The sequence below is a fragment of the Nocardioides ganghwensis genome (genome assembly GCF_014779655.1).
In the GTDB taxonomy this organism is placed as follows: Bacteria; Actinomycetota; Actinomycetes; order Propionibacteriales; family Nocardioidaceae; genus Nocardioides; species Nocardioides ganghwensis.
The window spans coordinates 20,029-32,947 of record NZ_JACXYX010000028.1 but is presented as its reverse complement, the minus strand read 5'-3'; the positions used below and the strand labels follow the sequence as shown (position 1 = coordinate 32,947).

13 protein-coding genes are annotated in these 12,919 nt (G+C 72.5%); 5 read left to right on the top strand and 8 right to left on the bottom strand.

Going from position 1 to position 12,919, the window contains the following annotated elements; translation table 11 throughout:
• Positions 1–123: 123 nt before the first annotated feature.
• Genes IEZ24_RS21175 through IEZ24_RS21155 form a run of 5 tightly spaced genes read right to left on the bottom strand, consistent with a single transcriptional unit; the run spans position 124 to position 5,066 of the window.
• Positions 124–777 (bottom strand): DUF1638 domain-containing protein, encoded by a 654-nt coding sequence (locus tag IEZ24_RS21175; RefSeq protein ID WP_129457056.1) that lies wholly within the window; start codon positions 775–777, stop codon positions 124–126.
• Positions 710–2,698, bottom strand: coding sequence for an ASKHA domain-containing protein (locus IEZ24_RS21170; RefSeq protein WP_129457057.1), 1,989 nt, complete (start codon positions 2,696–2,698; stop codon positions 710–712). The genes IEZ24_RS21175 and IEZ24_RS21170 overlap by 68 nt, the downstream gene beginning before the upstream one ends.
• 24 nt (positions 2,699–2,722) lie before the next feature.
• Complete coding sequence (locus IEZ24_RS21165) at positions 2,723–3,598, bottom strand: dihydropteroate synthase (RefSeq protein ID WP_129457058.1); 876 nt, start codon at positions 3,596–3,598, stop codon at positions 2,723–2,725.
• Positions 3,598–4,263: a corrinoid protein gene (locus IEZ24_RS21160; protein ID WP_129457059.1), complete on the bottom strand. Its 666-nt coding sequence runs from the start codon at positions 4,261–4,263 to the stop codon at positions 3,598–3,600. The genes IEZ24_RS21165 and IEZ24_RS21160 overlap by 1 nt, the downstream gene beginning before the upstream one ends.
• Positions 4,260–5,066, bottom strand: coding sequence for an IclR family transcriptional regulator (locus IEZ24_RS21155; protein WP_207206948.1), 807 nt, complete (start codon positions 5,064–5,066; stop codon positions 4,260–4,262). The genes IEZ24_RS21160 and IEZ24_RS21155 overlap by 4 nt, the downstream gene beginning before the upstream one ends.
• Before the next feature lie 152 nt (positions 5,067–5,218).
• Between IEZ24_RS21155 and IEZ24_RS21150 the strand changes: the two genes are divergently transcribed.
• A complete protein-coding gene (locus tag IEZ24_RS21150) occupies positions 5,219–6,658 on the top strand; it encodes a trimethylamine methyltransferase family protein (RefSeq protein WP_129457060.1) in 1,440 nt (479 codons plus the stop codon).
• Positions 6,659–6,664: 6 nt separating this feature from the next.
• Here IEZ24_RS21150 and IEZ24_RS21145 read toward each other — a convergent pair whose 3' ends face one another.
• The 3 genes from IEZ24_RS21145 to IEZ24_RS21135 are packed head-to-tail and all read right to left on the bottom strand — an operon-like array spanning position 6,665 to position 9,707.
• The gene (locus IEZ24_RS21145; RefSeq protein WP_129457061.1) at positions 6,665–7,030 is read right to left on the bottom strand and encodes a hypothetical protein; all 366 of its coding nucleotides are present in this window, start codon (positions 7,028–7,030) and stop codon (positions 6,665–6,667) included.
• A gap of 11 nt (positions 7,031–7,041) precedes the next feature.
• Positions 7,042–7,707 (bottom strand): ABC transporter ATP-binding protein, encoded by a 666-nt coding sequence (locus IEZ24_RS21140; protein ID WP_129457062.1) that lies wholly within the window; start codon positions 7,705–7,707, stop codon positions 7,042–7,044.
• A gap of 56 nt (positions 7,708–7,763) precedes the next feature.
• Positions 7,764–9,707 (bottom strand): hypothetical protein, encoded by a 1,944-nt coding sequence (locus IEZ24_RS21135; protein WP_129457063.1) that lies wholly within the window; start codon positions 9,705–9,707, stop codon positions 7,764–7,766.
• Between the two features lie 176 nt (positions 9,708–9,883).
• Between IEZ24_RS21135 and IEZ24_RS21130 the strand changes: the two genes are divergently transcribed.
• The 4 genes from IEZ24_RS21130 (at position 9,884) to IEZ24_RS21115 (ending at position 12,914) form a co-directional block, all read left to right on the top strand.
• Positions 9,884–10,675 carry a hypothetical protein gene (locus tag IEZ24_RS21130; protein WP_129457064.1) on the top strand — a complete coding sequence of 264 codons (792 nt, stop codon included), beginning with the start codon at positions 9,884–9,886 and terminating at the stop codon, positions 10,673–10,675.
• A 26-nt stretch (positions 10,676–10,701) separates the two neighbouring features.
• On the top strand, positions 10,702–11,019 hold the full coding sequence (locus tag IEZ24_RS21125; protein WP_129457065.1) for a lactococcin 972 family bacteriocin: 318 nt from the start codon (positions 10,702–10,704) through the stop codon (positions 11,017–11,019).
• 96 nt (positions 11,020–11,115) lie between these two features.
• Entirely contained in the window at positions 11,116–12,246 is a 1,131-nt protein-coding gene (locus IEZ24_RS22505) for a sensor histidine kinase (RefSeq protein ID WP_129457066.1), read from the top strand.
• Complete coding sequence (locus IEZ24_RS21115; RefSeq protein WP_129457067.1) at positions 12,243–12,914, top strand: response regulator; 672 nt, start codon at positions 12,243–12,245, stop codon at positions 12,912–12,914. Before IEZ24_RS22505 ends, IEZ24_RS21115 begins: the two co-directional genes overlap by 4 nt.
• Positions 12,915–12,919: the final 5 nt, after the last annotated feature.

Sequence of the window (12,919 nt, the reverse complement as noted above, 5' to 3'; positions counted from 1 at the left end):
GACCTCCAGGGTGTCGGAGCGGTTCCTTAGACAGCTCCACTCCACGCCCGGAGGTCTTCGCCTACCAAGCTCATTCAGACCGTGTCGTCACACGATCTCGACCAACGTGCCCGATCAGTACAGCTAGGCACCGGTGACGAGCGCCGCCAGCGCGCGCTCGAGGCCCTGGTCGCCGGTCTCGACGACGGTGAGGGGGAGCCCGATCGTGGCAGCTGCCTGCTCTGCGAGGACGTGCAGCTCGTCGTCGGGCGACTGGGCGAGCCAGACCACGCGCGTGTAGTTGCCGAAGTAGGCCTCGCGCAGCTCGGGGTGGCGATCGAGCCCCATCTCCTGGACCACGGTGCGCGCGAACGAGCGCACCAGGAAGTCGGTCAGCAGGTAGGTGCCCGGCTGCTCGTCGAAGAACCGCTCGAGGCGGGAGGCCCCGGCGTACACGTCGTAGCAGTGCAGGCCCGGGAGCCGCTCCACCCCCAGGTCGCGGCACACCTCGTCGAGGGCGCCGTACGTGCCGCAGTCGGCGTAGCCGATGACGACGCGGCCGTACGACTCCGCGAGCCGCGCGGCCAGCGTGCGCACCTCGTCGGCGATCCGCCCGGGGTGGTTGTGCAGCAGCGGCGGCAGCGGGTGCACGTCGACCGGCCAGCCCCGGCGCTCGACGACCGCGGCGGCAGGCTGGGCGATGGCGCCGCAGGCGACCAGCGCGACCCGCTCAGGGCCTGAACGACAGCTGCTCGACGAAGGCGTCGTTGAAGTCGGGGCGGTCGGAGAGCTCGACATACTGCACCTCCTCCAGCAGCGCCAGCGCGCCGGCCCGTTCGCGCACGGACAGCAGGGCCATCTTCGCGCCCTCCCCGGCGACGTTGCCGGCCGCGACGATGCGCAGCACGGGCAGCCGGGGGACCAGGCCGATGCGGACGGCCGAGGCGGGGGAGAGGTAGCTGCCGAACGACCCCGCGAGCAGCACCTGCTGGACGTCGCGGTGCTCCAGCCCGAGCTCCTCCAGCAGCAGCGACCAGCCCGTCGAGATCGCCGCCTTCGCGAACTGGAGCTCACGGACGTCGCGCTGGGAGAGGTAGACGCACTCGGCCGGCTCGGTGTCGGGCGTGGGCCGGTGCAGCAGGAAGACACGCTCCTCCCCGACGAGCGACAGCCGGTCGGCGAGCGCGGGTGCGATCCCCTTGGCCTCCTCGTCGGGCACGAGCCGCCCGCTGGCGTCGAGCAGCCCGACCCGGACGAGCTCGGCCACGGCGTCGACCAGCCCCGAGCCGCAGAGCCCCCGGGGCTCGACGTCACCGATGACCCCGAGCGTGACCGCCGCGTCCGGCTCCTCCGCGTGCGCGTCGACCTTGACGACCTCGATCGCCCCGTCGGCGGCGCGCATGCCGCAGCGGATCGCGCCGCCCTCGAAGGCCGGTCCGGCGGGCGCGGCGGTGGACAGCAGCGTCTCGCCGTCGCTCAGCACGATCTCGCAGTTGGTGCCGACGTCGATGAACAGCCGCGTGCGCTTGTCGCGGTCCATGCCGGTGGCGAGCATGCCGGCGACGATGTCGCCCCCGACGTACGCCCCGAGCGCGGGGAAGAAGAAGGCCCGGGCGCGCGGGTGCAGGCTCAGCCCGATCTCGGAGGCCAGGACGGTCGGAGGCTGCGAGACCGACATGACGAACGGGGCGACCCCCAGCGGCTCGGGGTCGATGCCGAGCACCAGGGCCGTCATCGTGGCGTTGCCGGCGACCGCGACCTCGTAGACGTCGCTCGGGTCGACACCGGCCTCGCGGCACACGCGACCGGCCAGGTCGGCGAGGGTCGCGCCGGCCGCCTGCTGGAGCCGGCCGAGCGCGGCGGGGTCCATCATCGTGGCGCTGATGCGGGTGATCACGTCGCCCCCGAAGGGTTGTTGCGCGTTGAGCGTCGAGGCGACGGCGAGCGGGGTGCCGGTGCTGACGTCGAGGAGGGTGCCGACGACCGTGGTGGTGCCGAGGTCGAAGGCGATGGCGTAGCGGATCGCCGTCGTGTCGCCCGGCTCCACGTCGACCAGCGCCTCGTCGAGGATGACGGCGGTGACCTTGAAGTCCGCCGGGCGCAGGACCGTCGCGAGCCGGCGCAGGACGTGGAGGTCCGCGGTGAGCTCGAGGTCGTCGATGGCGTCGGTGAGCCGAGCGAGGTCGGTGCGCTGGTCGGCCAGTGTCGCCTCGGTGAGCTCGACGTAGCGCTTCTGGAGGGCCGGGCGCAGGATGACCTGCCGGCCGATGCCGACGGTCGCGGCCTTGGGTCGCGTGGTCAGCGGCGGGACCTCGACGGCCAGGTCGCGCGTCGCGTGGAGGAGGCAGCCGAGCCGCCAGCCAGCCGAGAGCTGGTCGGGGCTGAAGGTCCGTACGTCATGGCGGGTGACGGGCACGTCGGCGCCGGAGGTGATCTGGATCCGGCACTTGTGGCAGGTGCCGTGGCCGCCGCAGGTCGAGTCGATCGCGATGCCGTTCCACGAGGCGGCGTCGAAGACGGTCACCCCGGGTGGGACGCGTACGCCTCGCACCGTCGGCGGGACCTCGGTGCCGTCGTCGGTGGTGCTGTGGACGGTGAAGGACAGGTCGACGCGACCCGTGCCGTCGTGGCTGGGCGGCTCGGCTCCCGGTCTCTCGATCAGGCCCTCGCGGGCGACGTCCGCGAGCGAGAAGTCCGGCCCGTCAGGAGGTCGGCTCATCGTGGTGCTCCCACGGGGCTGTCGTCACGCGCCGTCCGCCTGCTTGGCCCGGTGGGCGGAGATCCAGGCCATGCCCCAGTCGTCGTGGCCGAGGAAGAGGTCGGCCGCCTTCACGGCCTCCACCACCTGCGGCGTACGGGTGTCCATGATCGCGCTGGTGAGGCCGGACGTCATGGCCATCGGCAGCCAGGTGGCGTTGAGCGTGTGCCGCCCGGGCATGCCGAAGGACACGTTGGAGGCACCACAGGTCATGTTGACGCCGAAGTCGTCGCGGATGCGGCGCATCACCTCGAAGGTCACCAGGCTGGTCGTGGTGTCGGCGCCGATGGGCATGGCCAGCGGGTCGATGACGATGTCGGCCTGGGCGATGCCGTACTCCTGCGTGGCCACCCGCACGATCTTGGCGGTGAGGTCGAGGCGCTTGTCGGCCTCCATCGGGATCTCGTCGTGGTCGTTGGGCAGGGCGATCACCGCGGCGTCGTACTTCTTCACCAGCGGCAGGATCGCCTCCATGCGGTCGTCCTCGGCGGTGATCGAGTTGACCAGCGCGCGTCCCTGGTAGACCGAGAGCCCGGCCTCGAGCGCCTCGACGACCGAGGAGTCGATGCAGATCGGGAGGTCCGTGAGCTCCTGCACCATCTGGATGGCCTTGGCCAGCAGCTCGGGCTCGTCGGTCAGGGGGACGCCCATGTTGATGTCGAGGACGTCGGCGCCGCCCTCCACCTGGGCCTTGACGTCGCGCTCGATCGCGGAGAAGTCGCCGGCGCGTAGCTGCTCCTGGAAGATCCGGCGACCGGTCGGGTTGATCCGCTCGCCGATGAGGGTGAAGCGGGTGTCGTGGCCGATGACGACCTCGCGCGAGGCGGATCGCAGGACCGTGCGCAGGGGCTCGGCGCTCATCAGGCGGGGACCTTCGAACGCTTCGCCTCGAGCAGGCCCTTGGCGCGCTTGACGGTCTGGGAGGCGTCCGCTGCGTAGCCGTCGGCGCCGACCGCGTCGGCGTACTCCTGGGTGACCGGGGCGCCCCCGACCATCACGATCACGTCGTTGCGGATGCCGGCCTTCTCGAGGGCGTTCATGTTGGCCTTGAACATCGGCATGGTGGTGGTGAGGAACGCCGAGAAGCCGACGATGTCGGGCTGGTGCTCCTCGATGGCGGCGACGAACTTCTCCGGGGCGACCTGCACACCGAGGTCGATCACCTCGAAGCCCGCGCCCTCGAGCATGATGTTGACGAGGTTCTTGCCGATGTCGTGGACGTCGCCCTTGACCGTGCCCATGAGGAACTTCCCGACGGTCTCCACGCCGGTCTCGGCGAGGAGGGGGCGCAGCCGTTCCATCGCGCCGGCCATGGCCCGGCCGGCGATGAGCATCTCGGGGACGAAGAAGTCGCCGCGCTCGAAGCGGGCCCCGACCTCCTCGAGGGACGGGATGAGCGCGTCGAAGAGCAGCGTCTGCGGCTCCATGTCGAGGGTGAGCCCCTCGTTGGTCAGGTCGAGCACGCGCGGCGCGTTGCCCACGAGCGTCTCGTCGTAGAGGGCCTGCAGGATCTCCTCGGGGGTCATGCGACCACCTCCTCGTTCTCCTCGGTGCGAGCGGTGCGGCTGGCGGGTGTCGGACGGGCGGGACCGCGCAGCAGGGAGGACAGCGCGGCGGACTGGTCCAGCAGGCGGCGGCCGAGCTCGTCGAGCCGTTGCGCCAGCCGGGGGGTGGGACCGGAGATCCCGAGCGAGGCGACGACGTCGCCGCGGATGCCGAAGACGGGGACGGCGATGCCCGTCAGCCCGATCTCGAGCTCGTCCTCGGTCAGCGCCCAGCCCCGCTCGCGCGAGCGCTCGCCGTCGCGGCGTACGGCCTCGCGGTCCGGCAGCGTCGTCGGCGTGGGTCGCTCGAGCTCGCCCTCGGGGAGGTCGAGCGCGCCCCAGGCGAGGAGGACCTTGCCGAGGGCCGAGCAGTGGGCGGGCACCTCGATGTCGGTCCAGTCGCGGGTGCCGAGCAGGTAGGTCGAGTCGACCTGGGCCACCTGCACGACCCGGTCGCCGCGGGTGACGCTGAGGTGGACGGTCTCTCCGGTGTCGGCGCCGAGGCGCTCCATCACCGGCCGGGCAAGCCGCACCAGCTCCTCCCACGGGTCGTGGCGCGCCGCGTAGAGCCAGAAGAGGCGGCCCGCGACGTAGGACCCCGCCGGGTCCCGCTCGACGAGCCCCGACCGCTCGAGCGCCGTGAGCAGGCGCGAGGTCGTCGACTTGGCGAGACCGCTCGCGTCCTGGAGGTCGGCGAACGACAACGGCTCGTCGGCGTGGACGACCGTGGCGACCAGGTCGGCGGCGCGGTCCAGCGCGCGCGTGCCGGTGGCGGCCTCGCTCACGGCAGCTCCTTCGCTGGAGGGGTTCCCAGAGGTTCCATGATGTGGAACCGTGTTCCACATCATGAGGCTAGAAGCCGTCGTGAGTCGAGGTCAAGGGCCTCGGGCACGTCGGTGAGCCGGCCGCTCCGACCCAGCCGGACCCAGGAGGACCCGTGTTCCGCAACACGATGCCGCGCTACGAGGTGCTGTCCGAGGACGCCATGGCCACCCTCGACCAAGGCTGGCGCAAGCTGATGACCGAGATCGGCGTGGAGTTCATGGACGAGCGCGCCCTCGAGCTGTTCCGCAGGGCCGGCCAGCGGGTCGAGGGCAACACCGTCTTCCTCGACCCCGACTTCGTGCTCGAGCAGGTCGCCAAGGCGCCCCGCGAGTTCGACGTCCAGGCGCGCAACCCCGCCAACTCGATCCACATCGGCGGCGACTCGATGGCTTTCGGCGCGGTCTACGGCCCGCCGTTCGTGCGGCAGGGGGACGTACGCCGCGACGCCACGATGGAGGACTTCCGCAGCTTCACCAAGCTGGCCCAGTCCTTCGCCGTGCTCGACTCCGCGGGCGGCGTCATCTGCGAGCCCAACGACACCCCGCTCGACAGCCGTCACCTCGACATGACGTACGCCCTCCAGACGCTGACCGACAAGGTCTACATGGGCAACGTCGTCTCCGGGGTCAACGCAGCCGACACGATCGCGATGACCTCGATCCTGTTCGGTTCGCGCGAGGCCATCGAGGAGACCCCGGCGACGATCTCGCTCATCAACTGCAACTCGCCGCTGCGCTGGGACGACCGGATGCTGGAGGCGCAGTTCGAGTACTCCGCCGCGGGCCAGCCGGTCGTGCTGACGCCGTTCATCCTGATGGGCGCGATGTCGCCGGTCACGATCCCCGCGGCCCTTGTCCAACAGATCGTGGAGGCCCTGTCGGGCATCGCGCTGTCCCAGCTGGTCCGGCCCGGCACGCCGGTGATCTTCGGGTCGTTCCTCTCCAACATCGACATGCAGTCAGGGTCCCCGACCTTCGGCACGCCCGAGTCGGGGATCGGCCTGCTGTGCACCGGCCAGATCGCCCGGCACTTCGGCCTGCCCTTCCGCACCGGCGGCGGCCTGACCTCGTCGCAGGTGGCCGACGCCCAGGCGGGCTACGAGGCGCTGATGACCCTGATGCCGACGTTCCTCGCCGGCGCCAACTGGGTGATGCACTCGGCCGGCTGGCTCGAGGGCGGCCTGGTCGCCGGCTACGAGAAGTTCATCGTCGACATCGAGCTGCTCCAGATGCTGCGCCACGAGTTCACGCCGCTCGAGATCGACGAGGAGTCGATGGCGTTCGGCGCGCACGAGGAGGTCGGCCACGGCGGGCACTTCCTCGGAGCGATGCACACCATGGAGCGCTTCCGCACCTGCTTCTACCGGCCGCTGCTGTCGTCGTCGGAGAACTACGAGCGGTGGATGCGCAACGGGGGCCACGACGCCAACGAGCGGGCCACCGTGGCCTACCAGAAGGCGCTGGAGGAGTACGAGCAGCCGGCCCTCGACGACGCGGTGCGCGAGGAGCTCGAGGACTACGTCATCCGCCGGAGGGCCGAGCTCGGCGACTGAGCCGGGTCACGACACCTCGATCTCGAGGGGGACGCCGTAGGCGTCGTGCGTGCCCAGCCAGCGGGTGAGCTCGTCGCGCGCGTCCCCGTCGGTCACGGTCACGCGCACCAGGGCGCGGTCGGCGTGGGCACCGTCGCAGGGGCGCGCGACCGAGACCTGTGCGCCGTCGACGGCGTCGCGCAGGCTCGAGGTCACCTCGGTGTGCTCCTCGATCGCCGTCGTCACCTCGCCCACGGACGGCAGGGCGTTGCACGGCGGTCGCGCCTGCGACGACCCGAGCCCGGGAAGGGGTACGAAGCCACCGAGGACGGCGCCGGCAGCCAGGGCGAGGCCCCCGGCCAGCGTGGCCAGGGCGATGGTCATCCTGCTCATGCTCGTCCCCCTCAGGCCCGGGTCGCCAGCGCCGGCGCCGGGGCGCCGACGCGGTGGACTGCGTCGCAGGCGTCGACGAAGGCGGCGTCGTGCGTTGCGACCACGACCGTGCACCCGCGGCGGGCGCGCTCGCGGAACAGCCCGATGACACGGTCGCGGTTGTCCTCGTCGAGCGAGGCAGTGGGCTCGTCGACCAGCAGCACCCGGGCGTCCTTGTAGATGGCACGTGCCACCGCCAGCCGCTGGCGCTCGCCCCCACTGAGGTGCGCGGCCTGCTCCTCGCCCCGCCCAGCCAGGCCGGTGGCCTCCAGCGCCTCGCGCGTCCTCGCCGCGTCGCCCGCCGCTCCGCGACCCCAGATCCGGGTCGACATCGTCACGTTCGCCTCGACGGACTCCTCGAGCATGATCCCGTAGTCCTGGAGCACGAAGGCGACGTGGTCGCGCCACAGGCGTCGGCGACGTCCGCCCTTCCAGTGCCGGGTCGGCGTGCCGTCGACGAGGACGTCCCCCGTGGTCGGTGCCTGGAGCAGGCCCAGGCAGTGGAGCAGGGTGGTCTTCCCCGACCCGCTCGGCCCGACCAGCGCCGTCATCTCCCCGGGTCGGCACACCACCGACTCGTCCGCCACGATCGACTGCCCGTCGATCTCCATCCCGACCTGCCGTGCCTCGATGATCATCGGTGTCTCCTTGTCAGTCGTGCGGTGTCTGTCGTGCGGTGCCTGTCGTGGGGTGGTCAGATGCTGCGCCGGCGCAGCTGTTCGAACGTCCACCGTGCGGCCGCCACGTGGGCCAGCGCGGTGCCGCCGAGCGCGAGGGCGACGACTGCCGCGGTCGGCGGCAGTGCCTCCGGGCTCTGCGCCAGCGCGACCACGCCGCCCAGCGCCAGGCCCAGGCCCCACTCACGGCCGACCCGCTGCCGCAGGATCGCCGCCCACCCGCGGCCGTCGAGCCGCAGCGGGAAGTCGCGCCGGGCGTGCAGCAGCGCGGTGATCGTGGCGCTGATCGCCACGGCCAGCACGAAGGCCCCGAGCAGGGCGACGAGCGCGATCCCCCGCAACCAGGCCTCGTAGGCTGCGAACTGGGCGCGCAGCACCCCGTCCTCGGCGGCGTACTTGATCTGCACCGTGGTGGCGAGCCCGTGGTCGTGCAGCCGTGCGGTGGTGGCCTCCAGCCCGGCGAAGACGAGGTTGTTGCTGGACGACAGCGAGGCCAGGAAGTCGTCGTTGAACGCGTCGGCGGCCGCCGGCACGACGACGAGGAGCGGGCGGTCGGGGAACGCGAGGTCGCCGCTGCCTGCTGCCGCCAGCGGCACCGGGTCCTCGCGCGTGGTCATGAGCTCGGCCCGCTCCCACGTCGAGGTGGCGCCCTCGGGGTTCCTCTCCCACAGCGCCAGGTTCGGCGCCAGGCCCGCCCGCACGGCGTCCGGCACCTCGCTGCGGCCCACCGGCACCAGGTCGGCGTCGTCGACGCCCATCAGGCGCAGCCAGGTGTCGTTGACCAGCACCACCGAGTCGTACGTCGTGTCGGCGACGGCCAGCTGGTCCGGCTCCATCGCGTAGCTCAGGGCCACCTCGCCGGCGCGGTCGGCGTCCGCGACGACCGCGCCCACGCTGGTCGTGATCTCGACGAAGCCCTCCTCGCCGAGCCCGCCCGGGAACCGCAGCGCCACCTGGTCGGACAGCGCGCGCCACCGCGCCTCCTGCGCGGCCGAGTCCTGCGCCTCGTGGAAGGCCCACCAGGCGGGACCGGCGGTCACGACCACCAGGACGAACGTCACGGCCTTCAGCGCTCCCGACGAGCTGCGCAGCGCACGTACGGCGGGCTGGCGCGCAGCCAGCATCCCCGCGCTGGGCCACGAGACGACCGACATGAGCAGGGCGCAGCCGAGGGTGACGGCCACGACGGCGACCTCGAGGCCCACCAGCGTGGTGACGTACGTGCCCAGCCACAGGTCGCCGTGCCGGACCCGCACCACTGCCGCGGCGAGGGCCGTCACGGGCACGGCGGGAAGCGCCACCGCCAACGCCAGGCGACCGAGGTCCTCGAGCTGGATCCGACCGCCCGAGACCCCGCCGAGCACCCTCAGCGCGCGGGCCTGGGCCCGCACGGACAGCCAGAAGAGTGCCATCGCGACCATCAGGGCGACCCCGGCGAGCACCGTCGTGCGGAAGCTCTCCTGGCGCACCAGGAAGGACGCCGACTGGGCGAGCGTGTCATCGACCCTGCGGACCTTCACCGACTGCGACGCCAGGGTGGCCACGGCCTCGTCGAGCCGCTCCCGGGAGCCCGTGACGAGGTACTGCCCGGTGGCGAAGGAGTGCGCGACGGCCTCGGGACCCGCGACGACGCCGGTCGGCTGGTCGCCGTACCACCGCACGCGGGCCGGCAGCGCGTGCGGGTCCTCGCCCAGTGGGACGAACACCTGGCCGTCGGCGTCCCCGGCGAGGTCGGGCAGGATCCGGACCAGGCCGAGGTCGTGGTCGTCACTGAGCCGCGCGAGCTCGTCGAACGCCTCGTCGTCCGAGAGGCCGCTCGGCGCGAAGTCGAGCGCGAGCGTGCTGCTGGCGCCGAGAGCGAGCGGGTAGCTCCGGTCCTGGAGGTCGGTCACGACCCCGCTCACCACTGCGAGCAGCGTGAACAGTGCCATGGCCACTGCCGCGACGATCCGCTGGTACATCTGTCCCCCCTTGGTCCGAGTCCGTGCTCCGACGCTAGGGGTGCGCGAGGGGGTCGGCCCTCGTCCTTTGGTGCCGCACCTCGGCACCCCAGGAGGACGAGCGGGGGCCTGTGGGACTGGTTCCGTCCGGGGTGGACGACTACTCGGGGAGGACAGCAGTGGCGGGGGACCGGAACGTGAACGGGCACGGGAACGTGGTGACGCTGATGACGGGGGAGCCGGCGGCGCGGCGGCGGGTGGACGCCGCGCCGGGCAGTGCGGTGGTGGTCGGGTCGTGCCCGTGCGCCGAGTGCCGGACCGACCTGGTGCTCGGCGCCCGGCCGGGCGCCTGGTTCCGGGCCGTGATCAGGGTCGGGACCGACCACTGGGAGCTCGACAACCTGAGCCTCGACGCGGAGGCGTGGCTGGTCGACCTGGAGAACCCCACGTCGAGGGTGAGCGCGGCGCCGGGCAGGAGGCGCCTCATCGGTCCGTTCGAGTTCGCGGACCTGTCGTTCAGGGTCGGTCCGTGCGAGGCCGGCGAGCACGTGACGGTGATCGGCCCCGAGGCGCCCCTGACCGTCGGCCGGACGGCGTGCCGGGCGAGCACCGCACCGTTGGTGGGAGCCGGGCTCCAGCCCGGGACGGCCTACCACGCGGTGCTCGAGGAGCTGTGCCGCGGTGCCTCCGACGACGGGGTGGCCCCCACCGCGGCGGCCCTCTCGGCGCGTCTGCACACCCGGGGATGGGCGATCACGCCGAAGGCGGTGGAGCACCACGTCGACTACCTGTTCCAACGGTGCTTCCCCGGCGAGGCGGGGCGGGCGCGCGGGTGGAAGCGCACCGCCCTGGTCTCGCTCATCACCCGGACGCAGGCGTTGGCAGCGACCCGCGTCGGCGGACTTGTCAAGGGGGGCCGAACACCAGTTCCACCGATGTCCGGGGAGCTCTCGCCCGTGGTCGGGTTGGCCCGCACCACCACAGAGTGAGCCCCTGGCTCGGAACGGGAGAACCAATGAACAAGATCAAGTCCGTCGTCGCAGCGACGTCCCTGGTGCTGATGGCCATGGGAACGGCGAGCCCGGCACTCGCCTGGCTGCACCCGGGATCCACCACCCAGTCGCCGTCGACGGGCGGGACCTGGCAGTACGGCTTCTGGAACGCCAAGGTGCGCTCCTACTACACGGTCAACAAGTCGCACGGCTCCTCGGTGATCTACAACGGGGACCTCGCGCGGAGCGCGTGCACCGCGTCGGGCCAGAAGTCCATCGCGGAGAAGTACGCGCTGAACACCTCCGGCGCGACCGACGAGTACTACTACCGGACCTGCTGACACAGGTCGCGGCAGGACGACCCCCCGGCCGCGTGCGGCCGGGGGGTCGTCGTGCCGGGGCGGTCGAGAGGCTGGATACTTCGGAGGGTGACTCACGTGACTCGGGCGACGTGGGCCCGCACCGGGCTGCTCGCGGTCGGCGTCGTGCTGGCCGAGTGGCTCGTCGGGGCGCCGGGAGGCGCGGGGGCCGACGGCGTACGCCTCGCCGCCGGGATCGCGCTCGGGGTGGCGGTCGTGCTCGCCCGGGTCCTCCCGCCGGCGGGTCTCGGCGCGATGTTCCTCCTCGAGGCCGCGGTGATGGTCGCGGGTGTCACGCTGACGACCGACGCGCTCGCCATGGGGATCGTGATGTACCTCTGCGCCAGGCACGGCGGACGGGCCACGCTGTGGGCCAGCGGCCTGCTGATGCCGGTGGCCTACGTGTTCACCGGGGCGTTCCTGGTCAACCCCGGTACGGAGGCGGCGCGGAGGATCGACCAGGCCGGACTGACCGCCGACCCCACCGCCATCGTGCTGCTCGCCCTGACCATCGCCTCGCCGCTGGCCCTGCCCTGGCTGCTGGGGGTGACGCTGCGGTGGCGGGCCCGGGCCGAGCGCGGTCGGGTGGCGCTGATGCGGGCCGAGGTGGAGGCCGGGACGCTCGAGCAGCAGGCCCAGCTCGCACGCGACGTGCACGACGTCGTCGGCCACTCGCTCGCGGTGATCCTCGCGCAGGCCGACTCGGTGCGCTACCTCGACGTCGCGACCCCCCCGCAGGTCCAGGGCATCCTCGACACGATCGCCGACAGCGCCCGCGGCTCGCTGACCGAGGTGCGGCAGGTGCTGGCGGCCGAGGCAGCGCCACGCGCGGCCTCCGATCTCGACGACCTCATCGCCGCCGTCCCGCCCGGGTCGGGGATACTCCGCGACCGGGTCGTCGGGCGGCCGCGTCCGCTGCCGCCGGACACGGCGGCAGTCGCCCACCGGGTGCTGCAGGAGATGCTCACCAACGCGATGAAGCACGGGAACGGAGGGGTGATCGAGGTGGTCCGCGACTGGCGTGACGGCCTGCGGCTGATGGTCACCAACGAGGTCGCCGGCTCCACCGGGCCGGCCTCGGACGGGATGGGGCTCACCAGCATGCGGCAGCGGGTGACCGCCGCCCAGGGTGAGCTGGAGCTGCGTCGGGACGCAGGGCGCTTCGCCGTCGATGCGTGGCTTCCGCTGCACGGGGGGAAGCCGGAGTGACCGAGCCCGTCCGGGTGCTGCTCGTCGACGACCAGCACCTGTTCCGCGCCGGGGTCCGCGTCGTGCTCGACTCGCGCCCCGACCTCGAGGTCGTCGGTGAGGCGGGCGACGGCTTCGCCGCGGTGGAGGCCGTCGAGAAGCTCGAGCCGGACGTCGTGCTGATGGACATCCGGATGCCCGACATGGACGGCGCGGAGGCGACCCGGCAGATCCTCAGCGAGTCCCGCGTCGCCCGGCGGGCCCGGCCGGTGCGTGTCGTGGTGCTGACGACGTTCACCCTGGACGACCGGGCGGCTGCCGCGATCCGCTGGGGGGCGAGCGGGTTCCTGCTCAAGACCGCCACTCCCGCCCAGCTGCAGGACGCAGTCCGGACCGTCCACGCCGGCAACGCGGTGCTCGGGCCCGACGACCTCCTCGCGCTGCTCGACACGCACGTCCGTGCCCGCCCGCCCGAGCCCGCGGCCCTCCAGCGGCTGACGGAGCGGGAGCGCGCCGTCTTCGACGCCGTCGCCCGCGGTCTCTCCAACGCCGAGATCGCCGAGGAGCTCTTCGCCAGCGAGTCGACGGTGAAGACCCACGTCGGGTCCGTGCTGCGCAAGCTCTCGCTGCGCGACCGGGTGCAGATCGTCGTGTTCGCCTTCGAGCACGGACTGCGCCGCCAACCGTGAGGCCC